15 protein-coding genes and 1 tRNA gene are annotated in these 17,643 nt (G+C 55.9%); 14 read left to right on the top strand and 2 right to left on the bottom strand.

Annotated elements, in window-relative coordinates; all coding sequences use genetic code 11:
* Positions 1-12: 12 nt before the first annotated feature.
* Genes RA28_RS08920 through xylB form a run of 4 tightly spaced genes read left to right on the top strand, consistent with a single transcriptional unit; the run spans position 13 to position 4,717 of the window.
* Positions 13-1,074 (top strand): ABC transporter ATP-binding protein, encoded by a 1,062-nt coding sequence (locus tag RA28_RS08920; protein ID WP_039526921.1) that lies wholly within the window; start codon positions 13-15, stop codon positions 1,072-1,074.
* 20 nt (positions 1,075-1,094) lie between these two features.
* Positions 1,095-1,796: an HAD family hydrolase gene (locus tag RA28_RS08915; protein ID WP_039526917.1), complete on the top strand. Its 702-nt coding sequence runs from the start codon at positions 1,095-1,097 to the stop codon at positions 1,794-1,796.
* Positions 1,793-3,265 carry a mannitol dehydrogenase family protein gene (locus RA28_RS08910; protein ID WP_039526914.1) on the top strand — a complete coding sequence of 491 codons (1,473 nt, stop codon included), beginning with the start codon at positions 1,793-1,795 and terminating at the stop codon, positions 3,263-3,265. The genes RA28_RS08915 and RA28_RS08910 overlap by 4 nt, the downstream gene beginning before the upstream one ends.
* Positions 3,266-4,717: a xylulokinase gene (xylB, locus tag RA28_RS08905; RefSeq protein ID WP_039526911.1), complete on the top strand. Its 1,452-nt coding sequence runs from the start codon at positions 3,266-3,268 to the stop codon at positions 4,715-4,717. It abuts the gene before it with no gap.
* Positions 4,718-5,121: 404 nt separating this feature from the next.
* Here xylB and RA28_RS08900 read toward each other — a convergent pair whose 3' ends face one another.
* Complete coding sequence (locus RA28_RS08900; RefSeq protein ID WP_039526908.1) at positions 5,122-6,006, bottom strand: LysR family transcriptional regulator; 885 nt, start codon at positions 6,004-6,006, stop codon at positions 5,122-5,124.
* A gap of 98 nt (positions 6,007-6,104) precedes the next feature.
* On the opposite strand from RA28_RS08900, the gene RA28_RS08895 reads away from it, so the two are divergent.
* The 10 genes from RA28_RS08895 (at position 6,105) to RA28_RS22795 (ending at position 16,383) form a co-directional block, all read left to right on the top strand.
* The gene (locus RA28_RS08895; protein ID WP_039527759.1) at positions 6,105-7,550 is read left to right on the top strand and encodes an aldehyde dehydrogenase family protein; all 1,446 of its coding nucleotides are present in this window, start codon (positions 6,105-6,107) and stop codon (positions 7,548-7,550) included.
* Positions 7,550-8,524, top strand: coding sequence for a membrane dipeptidase (locus RA28_RS08890; RefSeq protein ID WP_039526906.1), 975 nt, complete (start codon positions 7,550-7,552; stop codon positions 8,522-8,524). Before RA28_RS08895 ends, RA28_RS08890 begins: the two co-directional genes overlap by 1 nt.
* A gap of 4 nt (positions 8,525-8,528) precedes the next feature.
* Complete coding sequence (locus RA28_RS08885) at positions 8,529-10,214, top strand: hypothetical protein (protein ID WP_039526903.1); 1,686 nt, start codon at positions 8,529-8,531, stop codon at positions 10,212-10,214.
* Entirely contained in the window at positions 10,211-10,840 is a 630-nt protein-coding gene (locus tag RA28_RS08880; RefSeq protein WP_039526900.1) for a DUF3726 domain-containing protein, read from the top strand. Before RA28_RS08885 ends, RA28_RS08880 begins: the two co-directional genes overlap by 4 nt.
* 12 nt (positions 10,841-10,852) lie before the next feature.
* Positions 10,853-11,863: an Ldh family oxidoreductase gene (locus tag RA28_RS08875; protein WP_039526897.1), complete on the top strand. Its 1,011-nt coding sequence runs from the start codon at positions 10,853-10,855 to the stop codon at positions 11,861-11,863.
* 228 nt (positions 11,864-12,091) lie between these two features.
* Entirely contained in the window at positions 12,092-13,510 is a 1,419-nt protein-coding gene (locus RA28_RS08870) for a circularly permuted type 2 ATP-grasp protein (protein ID WP_039526894.1), read from the top strand.
* 2 nt (positions 13,511-13,512) lie between these two features.
* Positions 13,513-14,454 carry an alpha-E domain-containing protein gene (locus RA28_RS08865; RefSeq protein WP_039526891.1) on the top strand — a complete coding sequence of 314 codons (942 nt, stop codon included), beginning with the start codon at positions 13,513-13,515 and terminating at the stop codon, positions 14,452-14,454.
* A gap of 3 nt (positions 14,455-14,457) precedes the next feature.
* Entirely contained in the window at positions 14,458-15,255 is a 798-nt protein-coding gene (locus RA28_RS08860; protein WP_039526887.1) for a transglutaminase family protein, read from the top strand.
* A gap of 11 nt (positions 15,256-15,266) precedes the next feature.
* A complete protein-coding gene (locus tag RA28_RS08855; RefSeq protein ID WP_039526884.1) occupies positions 15,267-16,016 on the top strand; it encodes a proteasome-type protease in 750 nt (249 codons plus the stop codon).
* 91 nt (positions 16,017-16,107) lie between these two features.
* The gene (locus RA28_RS22795; RefSeq protein ID WP_039526880.1) at positions 16,108-16,383 is read left to right on the top strand and encodes a hypothetical protein; all 276 of its coding nucleotides are present in this window, start codon (positions 16,108-16,110) and stop codon (positions 16,381-16,383) included.
* A gap of 874 nt (positions 16,384-17,257) precedes the next feature.
* On the opposite strand, the gene RA28_RS08840 is transcribed toward RA28_RS22795, so the two are convergent.
* Positions 17,258-17,334 (bottom strand) — tRNA-Pro (locus RA28_RS08840).
* Positions 17,335-17,643: the final 309 nt, after the last annotated feature.

Raw genomic sequence — 17,643 nt, 5'->3', positions numbered from 1 at the left:
GAGGACGGAAATTTGGCAAACGTTACAATCGAAAACGTTTTCAAACGTTATGCATCCGCGCAAGTGATGCACGGCGTCAGCGTCGACATCAACGACGGCGAATTCGTGGTGCTGGTTGGCCCTTCGGGATGCGGCAAGTCCACCCTTTTGCGCATGCTGGCGGGGCTTGAAGAAATCAGCGATGGGTCGATCTCGATCGGTGATCGTGTTGTCAATGACATTCCGCCGAAAGAGCGTGACATCGCGATGGTGTTTCAAAGCTACGCACTTTACCCGCACAAAACAGTCTTCGACAATATCGCTTTCCCCTTGAAAATGGCCAAGCGTACAAAGGGCGAGATCGAGGAAAAGGTCACGCAGGCCGCAGATATTCTGGACCTGACAAAATACCTGAAACGCTATCCGAAAGAGCTGTCCGGCGGTCAACGCCAACGCGTTGCCATGGGGCGGGCAATTGTGCGCGATCCACAGGTATTCTTGTTCGATGAACCGCTTTCCAATCTGGACGCAAAATTGCGTGTCACAATGAGGGTCGAGATCAAAGAGCTGCATCAGCGGCTAGGCACGACGATTGTCTATGTGACCCATGACCAGATCGAGGCCATGACGATGGCGGACAAGATCGTTGTAATGCGTGACGGGCGTGTCGAACAGATCGGCAGTCCGCTGGACCTTTATGATAACCCGGACAACGTATTTGTTGCGGGTTTCATAGGATCACCTGCAATGAATTTTGTGAATGGGTCCGTGGCCACGCGCGACGGCATCCGCGTGTTTGTGTCGGACAGCGGGCTTACACTGCCGCTGCCGGAAACAGCTGCCGCCGACGGGCGCCAAGTCACATACGGCATCCGGCCCGAGCATATCGAAATCGGTGAGCAAGGTGTGCCGATGGAAGTCGTCGTCGTCGAACCCACAGGATCGGAGACCCAGATATTTGCGAAGTTCGGCAAGGACCTTGTGGACGCATTGGTCAAAGATCGGATTTCAGCCCGCCCGGGGTCGAAACTGGGTTTCGTGATCGACCCGTCGAGGGTCCATCTGTTCGACCAATCGACGCAACAGCGCATTTAGAGCACAGGAGACCTGCTGGGATGTCGACGGCCAAGGGTGTCATTTTTGATCTGGACGGATGTCTGGTCGACAGTGAGCCGTTGTCTCTCGAGGCCATAGCATCGGAAATGCGGGCGCTCGGCATCAAGGACGCCACTGAACGCGAAGTGGGTGATCAGTTCTTGGGTGTCGCGATGCCGGTCATTGTTCAATATGTGGCCAAACGCCTCGGTTCCCCGGTTCCGCACACATTCGCCGCTCGGGTCGAAAGTCGACTTTTGTCAGCATATGAAAGGCAGCTTAGGCCAATTCCGGGGGCCAAGCATCTGTTGGCCGCATTGCGATCTGAGGGCGTTGGAATGGCGATTGCAACGGGTGCGTCGCTGCGCCGGATGGCGGCGACGCTCGACCTTGGCGGACTTTCTCAATGGTTCGAGGGCACGGCATCCAGTGCCGACGAAGTGGAAAATGGAAAACCTGCGCCGGACCTATTCCTGTTGGCGGCAGAGCGTTTGCACCTGAGGCCGGAGGAGTGCGTCGTCGTTGAGGACTCGCCGCACGGCATCGTCGGGGCAAATGCTGCCGGAATTCCCGCAATTGGATTCGTCGGCGGCAGTCATTTGACGGGAAGAAAGCGCGCGCATACCGAAACACTGCTGAGGGCAGGTGCGGTCGAGGTCTTCGATAACCTGAGCGAGGTCGAGGCATCCATTTTAGACCGCACAGCGAAGGGCAGAGCATGATCGCATTGTCCAACAGGTCGTTTACGGCGCTGCCCGAAGGCATTGAGCACCCAAACTATGATCGTGAGCGTCTTTCTGCGGGGATCGTTCATATCGGCCTCGGGAACTTTCATCGGGCGCATCAATCCTGGTACCTTCACCGGTTGATGCAGCAGGGTGTGGCGCACGACTGGGCTATTGTGGGGGCCGGTGTTCGGGAATACGACAAGGTGATGCGTTCCAAGCTGGCGAAACAGGATTATCTGACGACTTTGATAGAGCTGGGCCCCGATAGTATTTCTGCCGAGATTGTCGGGCCGATGATCGATTACCTTCCGGTCGAAGAAAGCAATGCTGCATTGATCCGCAGGATCGCCTGCCCGGACATTCGCATTGTTTCGCTGACGGTGACAGAAGGTGGCTACTACGTTGATCCCGTTTCCGGTGGGTTTGAAGGACAGCACCCCGACATTGTGCATGACATCCAAAACCCGGACGCGCCGCGCACCGCTTTTGGCGCAATCGTCGCTGCGTTGAAACTGAGGCTGGATGACGGGTTGGGGCCGATAGCCCTGCAAAGCTGTGACAACTTGGTGGGGAACGGGGATGTTCTGCGCCAAACCGTTGTTTCGCTGGCACGTCTGCAAGATCCGCCATTGGCGGATTGGATTGACGAAAACTGTAGCTTTCCGAATTCGATGGTGGATTGCATTGTCCCTTCAACGGGCCAAAGAGAACTTGATTTGGTCCAAAGTCTGGGACTCTCGGATGCTGCGCCCGTTTCGCATGAGAACTTTCGTCAGTGGGTGATGGAGGATGACTTTTGCGCGGGTCGTCCCGAGTGGGACAGAGCAGGTGCGACGTTTTCTGACAACGTCCATGGGTTCGAGATGCAGAAGATCCGCATTCTTAACGCCGGGCATCAGGTTCTGGCCGGAGCGGCCGAAATCATCGGGCTGCACACAATCTCGGATGCGATGGAACACGACGTTCTGCGCTCCTTTTTTCATGTCGTGATGACAGACGAAGTACTGCCGCATGTCGCTTCGGTTCCCGGGATGTCACCTGAGACGTACCTGCAATTGGTCGCAAAGCGCTTTTCCAACCCAACGATCGCGGACACGGTTCGACGAGTGGCCTTTGACGGTTCGTCGCGGCATCCCGGATTTGTCCTGCCGTCGATACGGGATGCGCTGAAAAAGGGTGCGCCGTTCAACGGCCTCGCTCTGGTCGAGGCCTTGTGGGCAAGGATGTGCGAAGGAATCCGCGAAGACGGTTCGGAAATCGCCGAAAACGACCCCTTGTGGCTTGACCTGAACACTTTTGCGAAACAAGCGCGAACCGAGCCCAAAGCCTGGTTGGGTATGAAAAACATCTACGGCGACATCGCAGAAATATCTGATTTTGCAGATACATTTGAAATGTGGCTCCGTGCAATCTACAACACCGGTACAGAAGCTACGCTTCGCCTTTACCTTGAGGGCAATTGAATGACGTTTCTTGGCATTGATCTTGGTACTTCCGGGCTTCGCGCCTTGCTCGTTGATGGTTCTGGTACGCCAATCGGTTCGACCGAACGCGCGTATGACGTGTCGCATCCTCGGGCCGGTTGGTCAGAACAGGATCCGGCAGATTGGATTGAAGCGCTCGAACAGGCGATCTCGGAAATGCGCGAAACTTACCCGTCGTTTGCCGAACTGCGCGGCGTCGGGGTTGCGGGGCATATGCACGGCGCAACCTTGCTGGATGAAAACGGTGACGTTCTGCGCCCTTGCATCTTGTGGAACGACACGCGCTCTCATGCCGAGGCGGCCATTCTGGACAAAACAGACGGCGTACGCGAGCTTTCCGGTAACATTGTGTTCCCGGGCTTCACCGCGCCAAAGCTTGAATGGGTCAGGCATAACGAACCCGAAATCTTTGCAAGAACATCGAAGGTCCTGTTGCCAGCGGCCTATCTGAATTATTACCTGACCGGTGATTACGTGGCCGATATGTCAGACAGTGCGGGTACATCGTGGTTGGATGTCGGCAAAAGACAGTGGTCGAATACGCTGCTTGAAGCCGGACACATGGGCCCTGACCAAATGCCGCGTCTTGTAGAGGGCACTCAACCCGCTGGTGAATTGCGGCCTGAGCTCGCGCGATCCTGGGGCCTGAACAACCCGGTCATCATTGCCGGAGGTGCAGGTGACAACGCTGCGGCGGCCTGTGGAATTGGCGCACTGAACGAAGGACAAAGTTTCGTTTCTCTGGGCACGTCCGGTGTTCTTCTCGCGGCGCGCGATGGCTATAGACCCGCGCCCGAGACGGCCGTGCATACGTTTTGCCACGCCGTGCCTGGACGTTGGTACCAGATGGGGGTGATGCTGTCGGCGACGGACAGTCTTAACTGGCTGGCGCGGCTGGTAGGGAAATCGCCGTCGGATCTGACCCGCGCGTTAGGCGAACAAGTCTCGCCACCAGGGCAGTTGCGCTTCCTGCCTTATCTGTCGGGGGAAAGAACACCGCACAACGATGCCGAGATTCGGGGCAGCTTCACCGGACTGTCCACCGGTACAACGAAAGAAGACATGACACGCGCTGTGTTGGAAGGTGTTGCGTTTGGGTTGCGCGACAGCCTCGAGGCTTTGGCGGCGACGGATGCGCAAATGAACGAGGTCATCGCAATCGGTGGCGGCAGCGCGTCAAAGTACTGGTTGCAACTGATCTCGACTGTCTTTGGATTGCCACTTCGGGTGCCGGTTTCGGGTGAGTTTGGGGCGGCTTTGGGGGCCGCACGACTTGGAATGATTGCCGCCACCGGGGCTTCGCCGGCGGATGTCATTTCGCCGCCGGACATCGCAACAGAGGTGCAACCCGACGTGCAACAAGCCGACGTTTATGAAGAGGCCTATCAAAAATTTCGCGCAAGCTTTGCGATGATCCGGGCGGCGCAATGACTTTTGTGAATGGGGCGTGCGTCATTCGGGAATGCAGAGCGCATACGATCCCATACAAGCACAACCAAAAACCCCCCGGCAATTGCGACCTTCGTGGTGGAGCCTCTTGATCCTATTGAAACCCAACACGGTGCAGCGTGTGGGAACTTGGCGCGGATTTTCCCCGTATTGGCGTCGTGTTGCACCGGGTAATGGGCCCAAAGCTGGTGCGCGCCCAAGCTTTCGACTTTCCTCCGGGACCGCACAGGTTGACGAATTTGCCCAGTCTTCGTGACTGGCGCAGATCTGGGCGGTGGTTCCTGAAGGTTCCGCCGCTCATTCATACATTCACATCAAACGTTTTGTTCGGCAGCAAAAATCCTAACTTGGATCTTTCGATTCCCGTCGTTTTTATGGGTTGGCTTTCAATTGGTGTTTCTGATCAATTCGCTGTGCGCAATAAATGCGCTGCATTCATCCGTCAGGTCCTTAAACCGCGGTTTTTCTTTGATGTAGAGATAAACCTGTCGTTTGTCCGGCAGATCAGGTAGAGTGCGAAACGCAGTTGTTTCGGGGATAAATCGTGCGACTGTCTGAGGCAACAAAGTGACCCATTTGCCCGTTCGGACCATGGTAATCAACGAGTGAGTGTTGTGAATTGTGACTTCGGTTTTGCGGATTGCAGCCGCAAAGCTTGGTGTTTGTATAAGATCGCACAATGCGTTTCTCACAAATGAGGCAGCAATCACATCTTCCACAGTTGGCGGCTCTGGGCTGGTTATCAGTGGATGGTCCGATGAACACACAAGCCCGAACTGATCCGCGAACAGTGGAACGGCCTTGATACCTTTCAAGGGGTGAAACCCCGACGCTATGCCAATGTCGGCCTTGCCGTCTGCGAGCGAATCCAACACCTGCTGTGTGTCCGTATCCCTTAGCTCCACCTTCAGACCCGGGAAACGATGGGTCATATGCTCGAGGACCGCTGGAAAAATAAGCGCGGCAACCGAAGGCACAGAGGCGATCCGCAGTTGGCCATGGGCGGCGTCTGCGGCGGCTTGGATAGCCTGAACGGTTTGATCGAATTGCCGCACCTGTTTGAGGGACATCTCGAATACCTGCTCTCCCAATGGGGACAAAAGGTTTTTTCGTTCCCCTTCAAACAGCTTTTTCCCAAGATGCCCTTCGAGTTGTTTCAATGTCATCGACAGGGCGGACTGTGTGCGCCCCAGGCGGTCGGCGGCCTCGGTCAGATTGCCGGTTTGAGCAACCGTGCAAAAGCATCGCAGCATTTCGATTTTGATTGCCATGCTTCAAATTTCCTGAAGTTATTTTAAGTTGTTTGAATTTGACTGATGCTGGCATTGAAGTCCATCCTGTCCGAAACTTTTCCATTCGGGGTCGTTTCGTGACTAATCCAAATCTGATCGCTGGTGAGTGGACCACCGGTGAAACCGAGATCGAAAACCGCAATCCATCGGATCTGAGCGATCTCATCGGCCGCTATGCGCAAGCCAGTACAGACCAGCTTGAAGCGACTTTGGATCGCGCGCACATCGCGCAAGCGGAATGGGCCAGCTACGGGCTAGAGCGGAAGCAGGCGGTGTTGCAGGGCATTGGCAATGAATTGATGGCCCGGGCCGAAGAGCTTGGCACATTGCTCAGCCGCGAAGAGGGCAAGCCATTTGCGGAAGGCAGGGGCGAGGTTTATCGCGCCGGGCAGTTCTTTACTTACTACGCTGCCGAATGCTTGCGCCAGATTGGTGAGAATGCAGATTCCGTGCGCCCCGATATCGAAATCGACGTCAGACGCGAACCCGTTGGAGTTGTCGCCGTCATCAGCCCCTGGAACTTCCCAACTGCGACGGCGTCGTGGAAGATCGCCCCAGCGCTGTGTTATGGAAACGCCGTCATCTGGAAGCCGGCGAACATGACCCCTGCGTCGGCTGTTGCACTGACTGAGATCATCGAACGTCAGGACATTCCCAAGGGTCTGTTCAGCCTAGTAATGGGTTCTGGCCGCTCAATCGGGCAGCGTTTGGTCGAAAGCCCCAAAGTCGATGCCATTTCGTTCACCGGTTCCGTTCCGGTCGGCAAAGGCATCGCCGCCGCAGCCATTCCGAACCTGACCAAAGTGCAGATGGAGATGGGATCGAAGAACGCGTTGGCCGTGATGGACGACGCGGATCTTGACCTCGCAGTTTCTCTGGCGCTTGGGGGCGCATTTGGTGGTACCGGTCAGAAATGTACCGCATCTTCCCGCCTTGTGGTTCACGCTGGCATTCACGATGCATTCGTCGAAAAACTGGTGGCGGGTGCAAAGGCCATGAAAGTGGGCCATGCGCTGGAAGAAGGAACTCAGATGGGTCCTGTTGTCAGTGAACAACAACTGGCCGAGAACCTCGCCTATGTCGATTTGGCCAAGGCCGAAGGTGCCGAATTGGCGTGTGGCGGGCAGCGATTGGACATGCCACATGACGGCTATTACATGAGCCCCGGCGTGTTCCTGAACACCAACAATGACATGCGCATCAACCGTGAAGAGATGTTTGCCCCGCTGACCTCGGTTATCAAAGTGGACAGCTTTGACGCGGCGCTGGCCGTGGTTAACGATACAAACTTCGGTCTGACCTCGGGTATTGTGACCCGGTCCCTGGCCCGCGCCTCGCATTTCCGGCGCAATGCTCGGACCGGCGTTGTCACTGTAAACTTGCCGACCGCAGGCACCGACTATCACGTGCCCTTCGGCGGGCGCGGCGACAGTTCGTATGGTCCGCGTGAACAGGGTCGGGCGGCAGCGGAATTCTACACGACGGTCAAAACCGCGTACATCAGTGCAGGAACACCGGTGTAATGCGCATTGACGGGCTGCAGTACGCCAATTGGTCCGAAAAGATTTTTCGGCAGTTGCGCGAAGGAGGCGTGGACGCGATCCATGTCACCATCGCATACCACGAGAACTTTCGCGAAACCGTTCTGAACTTTGAACAGTGGAACCGGTGGTTCGAACAATACCCCGATCTGATCATGAAAGGGTTATGGGCCAGCGACGTGGAAAAGGCGCGAGAGTCCGGGCGCACAGCTGTTTTCTTCGGCTTTCAGAACCCATCGCCCATAGAAGATGATATTGGGCTGGTCGAGATCGTGCATACGCTTGGCGCACGGTTCATGCAGTTGACCTACAACAATCAGTCGCTGCTCGCGACTGGCTGTTACGAGGCTGAGGATACCGGCCTGACTAGAATGGGCAAACAGGTCGTCAAAGAAATGAACCGCGTGGGTCTTGTTGTCGACATGAGCCACTCGGCGGATCGGTCGACGATTGAGGCCGCGGAATTGTCCGAGCGCCCGATCGCCATCACACATGCGAACCCTCACGCGTGGGCGCCGGCGCTGCGCAACAAGCGAGACTCGGTGATCCGGGCTGTTACCGAAAATGGTGGGATGCTGGGATTTTCGGTCTATCCTCATCACCTGAAGGACAAGTCAGACTGCACGCTTGATGGGTTTTGCGAGATGATCGCGCGAACTGCAGAGAAATACGGTGCCGACCATTTGGGGATCGGAACGGATTTGTGCCAGGATCAACCCGACAGTGTGGTCGAATGGATGCGGGTCGGACGCTGGAGCAAAGAGATCGATTATGGCGAAGGATCAGCCAGCAATCCCGGTTTTCCCCCTATGCCTTCGTGGTTTCGGGACAACCGGGACTTTGGAAACATCGAAGAAGGGTTGCGCGCCACGGGCCTCAACAAAGACGAAGTGGCAGGTATCATGGGAGGGAACTGGTATCGGTTCTTTGCCGAGAATTTCGTAGCCAAAGGGTAGCTGGATGGAAACGGCGCGGACAGTTATCAGCAGACGAGATCCCGCACGCGTCATGCGGCTCTCGCGGCTTGGGTCGCTGCATCAGTGCCGCCTCAGTTTTATGCGCCAGCTGACCTGCCGAATGGCGCGAGAGGGCTGGTCTTTCTCCCGCCCTGTTTTCGACATTGATTCCAAGGGTGTCGGACACGCAGTTTACACCGCCCACGGTCCGGAACGGGCCTATTCCCTTGTGGCGTTTGCCCATGATCTGCCGCCGGAAAAGCGCTCGGACCGTGTGATTGCCGAAGCGTGGGATGCCACCTTTGCGCTGTTCGACGGCATTCCCGATCCGGACGACATCAAGCGCCTGTCGCAGAATGTACCGTTGCAAGAGGCCGGACGTGTCAGCGAAAACGAATTGTCACTGTCACGCGCCAACCGCTCGGTGCGCCTGTGGGCGCATGTGGTGGATCGTCTCGCAGCCGGTTTGCAACCAGACCTCGAACAAATCTACAAGGTCGGCTATCTCATGCGGACAACCGCCGTTTATGGCTCGGGCAAATTCGGCGCGGCTGATCGTGAAAAGATCGCAGATCGGGATGAAGTCAGTGCACCGTTTCAGGCCGAGATGCTGTCGGTCTATCTGACGCGGGTTTTCGTGCGCGATCTGGTCCAGCACATGGCGCGCGCCAAAGGCGGCGATCAGACGGCAGAGTTGGACCCCGAGATCGCGCGTTGGCTGGGCATCGGAAACTCGACCGGGCTGGGCATGGCGCCGTTCATCATCAATCACCCGGTTTTGTTCAACAACTGGATCATGGTCCGGGAAGAAGCGATTGCGCGCGTTCGGTCGTTGAAAGCTGCGACACAGACCGAAACCAGCCATTTCCGTCAGATTTTCGAACGCAGCAAACTTTCAATCTCATGGTGGCGATCCGATCATCCAATTCAGGTCAGGAAGCTCGGTCAATTGCGTGCCGATTTGAAAGCAATATCGGACCACCTTACCGGGGATAGTCTGAATTACGACTATCCTTGGGATAGGCTGGTGACATGGTCGGAAACGGCGCTCAGCGAAGAAGGGCAAGAGCTTTTGGCCTCGCTGATCCTTGAACCCTACGGCGATCTTGTGGATGGGCTTGTGGACTGCATGGCCGATAGCAACGCAGGGGCGTTCATCATCGATGGTGCCATGCCAATCTGCGACGTAAAGCAGATGATCAAAGGGACCTTTGGTTGGGCGCTCGACTTGGATTGGTCGGCAACCGAGAACTGCGCGCGTGCATGGTATGTATCCGAGGAGAAACTGGAGCCCCGGTTGGGCGAGCGGTTTGAGGAACCCATCGCGGACTACGAACAGCCATTGGCCCCCGGGCGGGATGCGGCCGCAGCCTATGATGCGTTACGCGGTTGGGACGATGAACAACCGATTGCAGAATTCCTGCTGCGCCACCCCGAACATCGTCATACGGTGCGACGCCTCCAAATGGGTCGCGCAGCACCGTACGGAGAGGTTCACGACAACACGATCAGCGCAACTGTCGCGCCAATCGATATGCTGCGGGCGAAGCTGTCGTTCTTCGGGGCCACGCATTTTGACCCCCGGTCGGATCGCTGGGTTCGTATCTGCATGTATGCCGGCGCGCCTTATCCAGACGAGTTGACGGTCGAAAACGCGGATTTCTGGGTCTACCCGCAGGTCACGGCATGAGTTTCTCGTTGAACGAGGTTGAAGCGACTGCCAAACGCGCGACCCGCGGCGCAGGGTATTCCTGGGGTCAGGCCGAAGAGGCCGCCAAAGCGACACGCTGGTTGTGCGCTCAGGGCGTAGACGGGACAGCGGTGCTTGCCGACTTGCTGCAACTGGGGCTGGCTTCGAACCCACAGGATCATCGTCCGGGGCGAATCGACAACCCTTGGCAAGGAGAGGGCGATTTGTGCCCGCTTTCGGCGGGGCCTTTGTTGTCCGATTGTGTACATCTTCTGAAGGACGGTCCGGTTGAAATGAAACGGGTCGTTGCCCCAGTTTTATTATTGGCATTTGTAGGCCATGCCGCACGTCTCTTGGAGCGTTCGCTGACTGTCGAAGCAGACGGAGAGCTGGCCGTAACCGACGGCGTCCGCCTTACGCTGTCTGAAACCTTTCCGGTGAACGCAGAGCATGTGACAGTTTCGTTTGGCACTGCGCCAGATGGACATCGCAAGCAACATACCCGAGCACGGCCCGCGCAGGACAGTTGGGATGTGCTGAACGACTTCGCCCGACGCACCTATGCCCCCGCAACCGATGAATCACGCCTTCTGGGTGCAGGGGCCGGACTTTCCGACAACGATTGACGAGACAAGAACGTGACCGACACAAAGACCCTTTCCCTTGCTGAAATCGAAGACCTGTCATTCCGCGCGCTGGTTGCCTCCGGTACGTCGGAAAACAACGCTCGTCCTCTGGCGGAGGCAACCGCCGCAACCGAGGCAGATGGCGTCGCAAGCCATGGTCTGGCCTACATCCCGATCTATTGCGAGCATGTACAGTGCGGTAAGGTCGACGGGCAGGCACAACCCGAATTGTCGCGACCAAAGCCCGGGGTCATCGCGGTTGATGCTGCGACTGGGTTCGCTCATTCAGCCATCGATTTGGGGTTTGACGCGTTGATCCCAACTGCGCGTGAACAAGGTGTTGCCGTTCTGGCCATCAAGAACAGCTATAATTGCGGTGTTTTGGGTTATCACACCTACAGGCTTGCACAAGCGGGGCTCGTTGCGATGGGATTTACCAATGCGCCAGCCTCAATCGCGCCGTCCGGGGGGTCAAAGCCGGTTGTGGGCACCAACCCGTTTTCAATTGCGGCTCCGGGTACGGACGGGCAGCCTGCATTGCTGATTGATCAGAGCGCCAGCACCATTGCCCGAAGCGAGGTCATGAAACACGCGCGTGAAGGCAAATCAATCCCGGTGGGTTGGGCATTGGATTCAAACGGAAACCCGACGACGGACCCCGATGTTGCCCTCAAAGGGTCTATGGCACCGTCGGGCGGATACAAGGGTGTGGGTGTCGCGCTGATGGTCGAGCTTATGGCAGCTGCGATGACCGGGGCGACGTTGGGCATCAACGCGTCGCCGTTTTCCGGCACGGCGGGCGGGCCACCGAAAACCGGCCAGTTCTTTATTGCCATCGACCCCGGCGCGACGGCGGGCGGCAGGTTTGACACCGGCATTTCAAGTCTTGTCGAAGCCATTCGCTTTCAGGATGGCGCACATTTACCCGGTGATGGCCGTCGGGCCAAACGGGTGGCAGCCCAGACAGACGGTGTGGCTGTCAATGCGGCGACCCTGGCGAAAATCGAGGCTCTTTTGGCTTGAAGAAATGACATCGGATCCGGGGGTTTCGGTCGTTTTTGGATCATGGCTTTACGGAATTTCGAACGGCGTAAGCTGATTGATCCTTTCGTGCAGACGTTTGGTGCGGTCCAATAATTGCCGGTCATCGCCTCGCCGTGATTAGCTGCAAAAATAGCCGTATTTGCTGTGGGCTCCGGCAACCCGAACCGTTTCTCTTGAAAACTCTGATTTGTTCGTCAAAATTCTCGCATGAGTGACTATTTTGATGAAATGTTCAACGGCGATGGATCTCTACGGGGTCCGTACGAAGAAATCGGCCGATGGTTTAATGCAGAAGATGTCTCAAGACTAAGGGCCAAGCAGCGCGAAGCTGAGGAAGTTTTCAGGCTCACAGGGATTACGTTTAACGTATACGGCAAAGCTGAGGCTGAGGAACGGTTAATTCCTTTCGACATCGTTCCGCGCGTGATTTCCGGACGGGAATGGCAGCGGCTTGAACGCGGCATCGAGCAACGCGTCCGGGCCATCAATGCCTTTCTTCACGATATATACCATCGACAGGAAATCGTTCGTGCAGGTCGTGTTCCCGCTGAGATGATCGCGGAAAACGAGGCCTTCCTGCCGCAGATGTTGGGTGTTTCACCGCCCGGTCAGATTTACACGCATATTGTTGGCATAGATCTGGTGCGCACCGGACCTGATGAGTTCTATGTTCTGGAGGACAATGCCCGCACGCCGTCCGGCGTCAGCTATATGCTGGAAAACCGGGAAACCATGCTCAAGATGTTCCCTGAGCTGTTTGGTGCCACAAATGTGCGCAATGTCTCGGACTATCCGCGCAATTTGCGAAGGTCCCTAGCGGCTTGTGCGCCTGACTGTGCGGAAGGCGAGCCCACCGTCGCCGTGCTGACGCCCGGGATTTTCAATTCGGCCTATTATGAACATGCGTTCCTGGCGGATCAGATGGCTGTGGAACTGGTCGAAGGTCATGACTTGCGTGTGCATGACGGGCGCGTGTGTATGCGGACCACCCGAGGCTACCGCCCGATCGACGTTCTGTATCGTCGGGTCGACGACGATTTCCTTGACCCATTGAACTTCAATCCGGACAGCGCATTGGGCGTTCCGGGTATTCTTGACGTCTACAGGGCAGGGGGCATTACAATTGCAAATGCCCCGGGCACGGGTATCGCGGACGACAAGGCGATATATTCGTATATGCCCGAAATCGTTGAGTTCTATACCGGGGAAAAACCTCTTCTTCAGAACGTACCGACGTGGCGGTGCAGCGATCCTGAATCATTGTCCTTTGTTCTCGATAACTTGTCCGAGCTTGTCGTGAAAGAGGTCCATGGCTCAGGCGGGTACGGGATGCTTATTGGTCCCACTGCCAGTAAGAAAGAGATCACGGCGTTCCGCGCCAAGCTGAAATCGCGACCGGCGAACTACATCGCGCAACCGACACTGTCGTTGTCGACGGTTCCGATTTTTGCGCGATCCGGATTGGCCCCAAGGCATGTGGATCTACGCCCGTTTGTGCTCGCCTCGCCGGAGGGGATCAAGATAACCCCCGGCGGTCTGACGCGGGTTGCCCTGAAAAAGGGATCGCTGGTGGTGAATTCAAGCCAGGGCGGCGGAACCAAAGACACCTGGGTTCTGGAGGACTGACCATGCTGGGAAAAACTGCTGGCGGGTTGTTCTGGATGTCCCGCTATTTGGAACGCGCAGAGAATACGGCAAGGTTGTTGGAGACGGGCCAGCGTATGGCGCTGACCCGCACCAAGAACTCGGTCGAAGAATGGGCCTCTGTGCTCCAGACCGCAGGTGTTCTCAATGAATACCTGGCCAAATACGATGAAGTGACCAAAGACAACGCGGTCGATTGGGTTTTGCGGGACGCCGATAACGCGTCTTCTGTGAAATCCGTCATCAAACAGGCGCGCGACAATGCGCGTCTGGTGAGAACTGCGCTGACGCATGACGTCTGGAGCGCAGTAAACGCCACATGGATGCAGATCGACGCGGTTATGAAACGCCGCGTGAATGAGCGTGATCTGCCGGCGGTTCTGGAGCTTATCCGCCACCAGGCCGCGTTGGTTCGGGGTGCCAACCTTGGCACCATGCTGAGAAATGACATTTTTGACTTCACGCGCATCGGCACTTTTGTTGAGCGTGCCGACAACACCGGGCGAATTCTGGATGTAAAGTACTATGTGCTTTTGCCGACGGCTTTCTCTGTTGGATCTTCTTTGGACAATATTCAATGGGAAAGCATTCTGCGGTCCGTTGGTGCCGGCGGTGGCTATCGATTGACCTACGGGCAAAAGACCAGCCCGACCGATATCGCGCAGTTCCTGATCCTGGACGGGCGGATGCCCCGAAGCCTTCACTTCTGTTGCAGAAAAATCCAGGAAAACCTGGCCTATCTGATGAAAGACTATGGCTTTGCCGGGCCTTCCATCGAGGCATCAAACGCGCTGTACGAAAAGTACCTCAACAGACAGATATCCGAAATCTTTGAATCCGGTCTGCACGAATACATTCAGGATTTTCTAAATGATCTTGTGGGTTTGAGCCGCCAGATCGAGATTGATTACCGGTTCTATGAGTAGCCAATGAAACTGCAAATCAGACACGAAACCCGATATGACTTTGACGCGCCGGTTCCCTTCGGACTTCAGCAACTCAGAAAGACACCCAAGTCCTTTCGCAACCAAAGTATCGAAAGCTGGAATACAACCGTCGTTGGCGGGCAGAAACAGCTGAGCTTTGAAGACTATCACCGAAACACGGTGGAATTGATCAGCTTTGATGCCAATACGCAAAGCGTGTCTCTGGTTTCGGAAGGTGTTGTCGACGTTGAGGATACCCACGGCATTCTGGGCCGTCACGAAGGATCGACACCCCTGTGGCTGTTCAAAAGAAGCACCAAGCAAACGAAACCGGGAAAAGGCGTGGCCGATCTGGTGCGGTCTTTGCCACAAGGAGAACCGCTTGAGCAAATGCACGCATTGTCCGAAGCTATTCGCGACAGCGTGCGCTACAAGGTCGGAAGTTCCCAACCTGACTGGTGCGCGGAAGATGCCATCGACGCAGGAAACGGCGTGTGTCAGGACCACGCCCATGTGTTCCTTGCCTGCGCCCGTATCCTCGGGCACCCGGCGCGTTACGTTTCTGGCTACCTCATGATGAACGAGACTGAGCTTCAGGATGCGACCCATGCCTGGGTCGAAGTGCATCTTGACGGTCTAGGCTGGGTTGGCTTCGATGTCTCTAACGGCATTTCGCCGGACAATCGCTACGTTCGTGTCGCAACCGGTCTGGACTATGCGCAAGCTGCCCCGGTAATAGGAAACAGATTTGGGACAGCGGGTGAGCAACTGACAGTGCAGTTGCAAGTCGCACAGCAGTAACGGAGACTTCAATGACCTATGCTGTGGGCATGCGGCTGAACCGCGGATTGGTTTTCATGTCCGACACGCGGACAAACGCGGGCGTGGACAATGTCTCGACCTTCAACAAGATGTTCAACTGGACCGTCGAAGGCGAACGCTCGATCACCTTGCTGACGGCCGGGAATCTGGCGACCACGCAAGCGACAATCAGCCTGCTGGAAGAACGCACAAAAGCACCCGAGGACCGATCGCCCTCTATTCTCGAGGCGCCAACCATGTTTCAGGTGGCGCAGCTGGTTGCAGAGACGCTCAACGACGTAATAGAGGAACACGGTCGATCCGGCCAGCAGGCGGACAGCGCATTTCATGCCACGCTCATACTCGGTGGGCAGATCAAAGGCGGCTCTTCGCGGCTGTTTCTGATTTATCCCGAAGGCAACTTTATCGAAGCCGGCGATGACACGCCGTTTTTCCAGATCGGTGAAACCAAATATGGCAGGCCGATCCTGGTTCGGGCTTATGATCCGACAATGAGTTTTCCAGAGACCGTGAAGCTTTTGCTCGTCAGCTTCGATTCCACGATAAAGGCCAACCTGTCCGTCGGCGCCCCGCTGGATTTGCTTTTATACGACGAGGACAGTTTTGAAGCAGGCACGCGTTCGCGGTTTGAGGCAGATGACGCATATTTCCGGACCATTTCGGAAGGCTGGGGCGACGCCCTGAAATCTGCGTTGGCCAGACTACCTGAATACACCTCTGAGACCGAACAAAACGGCTGAATGGCGGTATGGCCGTGAGGTTTGAGGCCAGATCTTCGGACAACGCTATCCAGCTTTTGAACCTTTGTGGCCACCAAACCACCACATCGCGATGCAAAATTTGCCCTATGAGGCAGGATCGCGAACAACAAGGAGTTGCCGTATGATTGAGTGCGTGTTTTTGGCAGGGGCATTCTGGCTCAAGGGTTTTGACGTTGGCAGCAATGAATTTTTGATCAGGGCGGACAAAATTCAGGTGGTCAGTCCCAGGTATGACGGGAACACCAAAACCAGCAATGCATCTATCGATCTGGTCGGAAAAAGCATTGCCGCTCAAGACAGTGTTGGCGAGGTGCTAATAGCCTTGGAGAATTGCAAGGAGCGCTGAGAGATTGCTCAACGGACTGACGTTTCTGGCGTCGGCCACTCATGTAAGTCTGCCATTGACAGACACGCCGGGACAGGCGGCCCGATCGGCAATTTTCGTATAGGTCTCTACTCAAACGGGCAGGCCATTGTCGATAGGAATCCGGAGTGAGTTCCCCGAAACATCCTCGAGCACCCCATGCCGATTTCATAGGTGGTCCCACAAAAAGCCAAACATCGCAGTGAGGTACAATCCAATGACGACATATACCCTGTACCCCTCATCAACCCATTCTTGGAGTGTCAGGGCAAAGCAATGGTTCGACCGGCAAGCACTGTGATCACCAGTGAATTGCCCCCCAACAAAAAGGAAGGTCGCAAAACCGCTGAACAGGATTAACGTGGCCCACTTCCTGATGTGCCTCGGCATCTGCATATGAATGGCTTAGAGAGTAACTGGGGCAACATTTTGACTTGCTTCCACTGGACCAAAATCAGAATGCAGAACATGCGCAAGTGGCCGCAGACAAGTTCACTTTGCCCTCGCAATGAGAAGAAGTCGTTTTCGTTTAACCGATGATATGGAGCGTTGCGCGTCTGGCCTTAGGCTCACGGCCTGAAACTCAAGATTCAGTGGTTCCGGCAGTTGCGGATTGAAATCTCTGGATTGCTTTCACGAAGGCAGGCAACTCAGCGCCGAGACCGCTGGATCGCCTTTAGGGACCGGCAGGAGAATCTTGATATATTTGAGCTAAAAAGCCGCCCATGGGCCCCGAGTTAGACTAAGAGCCTGTTTTGGCGGAGCGAAAAAGTGACGAATTCTACGGATCTCGTTACGCGTAACAGATAAACGGTATTTTCGAGCGCTCAGAGATAAGCTTAAGTTGTTGAAAAATTGGTCGGAGTGAGAGGATTCGAACCTCCGACCCCTGCCTCCCGAAGACAGTGCTCTACCAGGCTGAGCTACACTCCGACCGTGGCGGGTGATCTATACCCGGGGCACTGGATGCGCAAGGGGGATTTTCTAAACTGCAAACACGTCAATGGCTTGATGTGCGCGGGCGTCGCGTGATCCATCTGTCAGGCGCACCCTCAGTTGTTCTGCGGGGTCGCGCGTTTGACGGAAACAAGCAAAAATGGTAAAATTGTCGATACTTTCAACCAATGAATTTTGTGTCCGTACTCAGTTCCGTAATCTCAAGTCAGTGAGTGACAGAGGCTGAAAACAGGTGTCCTCGTTTTGGGGACTTTGACAAGTTTAGTAAATCAATACCCCGCAAAC

This window comes from Ruegeria sp. ANG-S4 (assembly GCF_000814005.1).
In the GTDB taxonomy this organism is placed as follows: domain Bacteria; phylum Pseudomonadota; class Alphaproteobacteria; order Rhodobacterales; family Rhodobacteraceae; genus Ruegeria.
This window is presented reverse-complemented; position numbering and strand designations above follow the sequence as displayed.

Excerpts from the sequence above, each read along its gene's own strand:
- RA28_RS08915 (WP_039526917.1), top strand. The coding sequence starts at position 1,095 with ATGTCGACGGCCAAGGGTGTCATTTTTGATCTGGACGGATGTCTGGTC.
- RA28_RS08910 (WP_039526914.1), top strand. The coding sequence starts at position 1,793 with ATGATCGCATTGTCCAACAGGTCGTTTACGGCGCTGCCCGAAGGCATT.
- xylB (WP_039526911.1), top strand. The coding sequence starts at position 3,266 with ATGACGTTTCTTGGCATTGATCTTGGTACTTCCGGGCTTCGCGCCTTG.
- RA28_RS08900 (WP_039526908.1), bottom strand. The coding sequence starts at position 6,006 with ATGGCAATCAAAATCGAAATGCTGCGATGCTTTTGCACGGTTGCTCAA.
- RA28_RS08890 (WP_039526906.1), top strand. The coding sequence starts at position 7,550 with ATGCGCATTGACGGGCTGCAGTACGCCAATTGGTCCGAAAAGATTTTT.
- RA28_RS08885 (WP_039526903.1), top strand. The coding sequence starts at position 8,529 with ATGGAAACGGCGCGGACAGTTATCAGCAGACGAGATCCCGCACGCGTC.
- RA28_RS08880 (WP_039526900.1), top strand. The coding sequence starts at position 10,211 with ATGAGTTTCTCGTTGAACGAGGTTGAAGCGACTGCCAAACGCGCGACC.
- RA28_RS08870 (WP_039526894.1), top strand. The coding sequence starts at position 12,092 with ATGAGTGACTATTTTGATGAAATGTTCAACGGCGATGGATCTCTACGG.
- RA28_RS08865 (WP_039526891.1), top strand. The coding sequence starts at position 13,513 with ATGCTGGGAAAAACTGCTGGCGGGTTGTTCTGGATGTCCCGCTATTTG.
- RA28_RS08860 (WP_039526887.1), top strand. The coding sequence starts at position 14,458 with ATGAAACTGCAAATCAGACACGAAACCCGATATGACTTTGACGCGCCG.
- RA28_RS08855 (WP_039526884.1), top strand. The coding sequence starts at position 15,267 with ATGACCTATGCTGTGGGCATGCGGCTGAACCGCGGATTGGTTTTCATG.
- RA28_RS22795 (WP_039526880.1), top strand. The coding sequence starts at position 16,108 with ATGCAAAATTTGCCCTATGAGGCAGGATCGCGAACAACAAGGAGTTGC.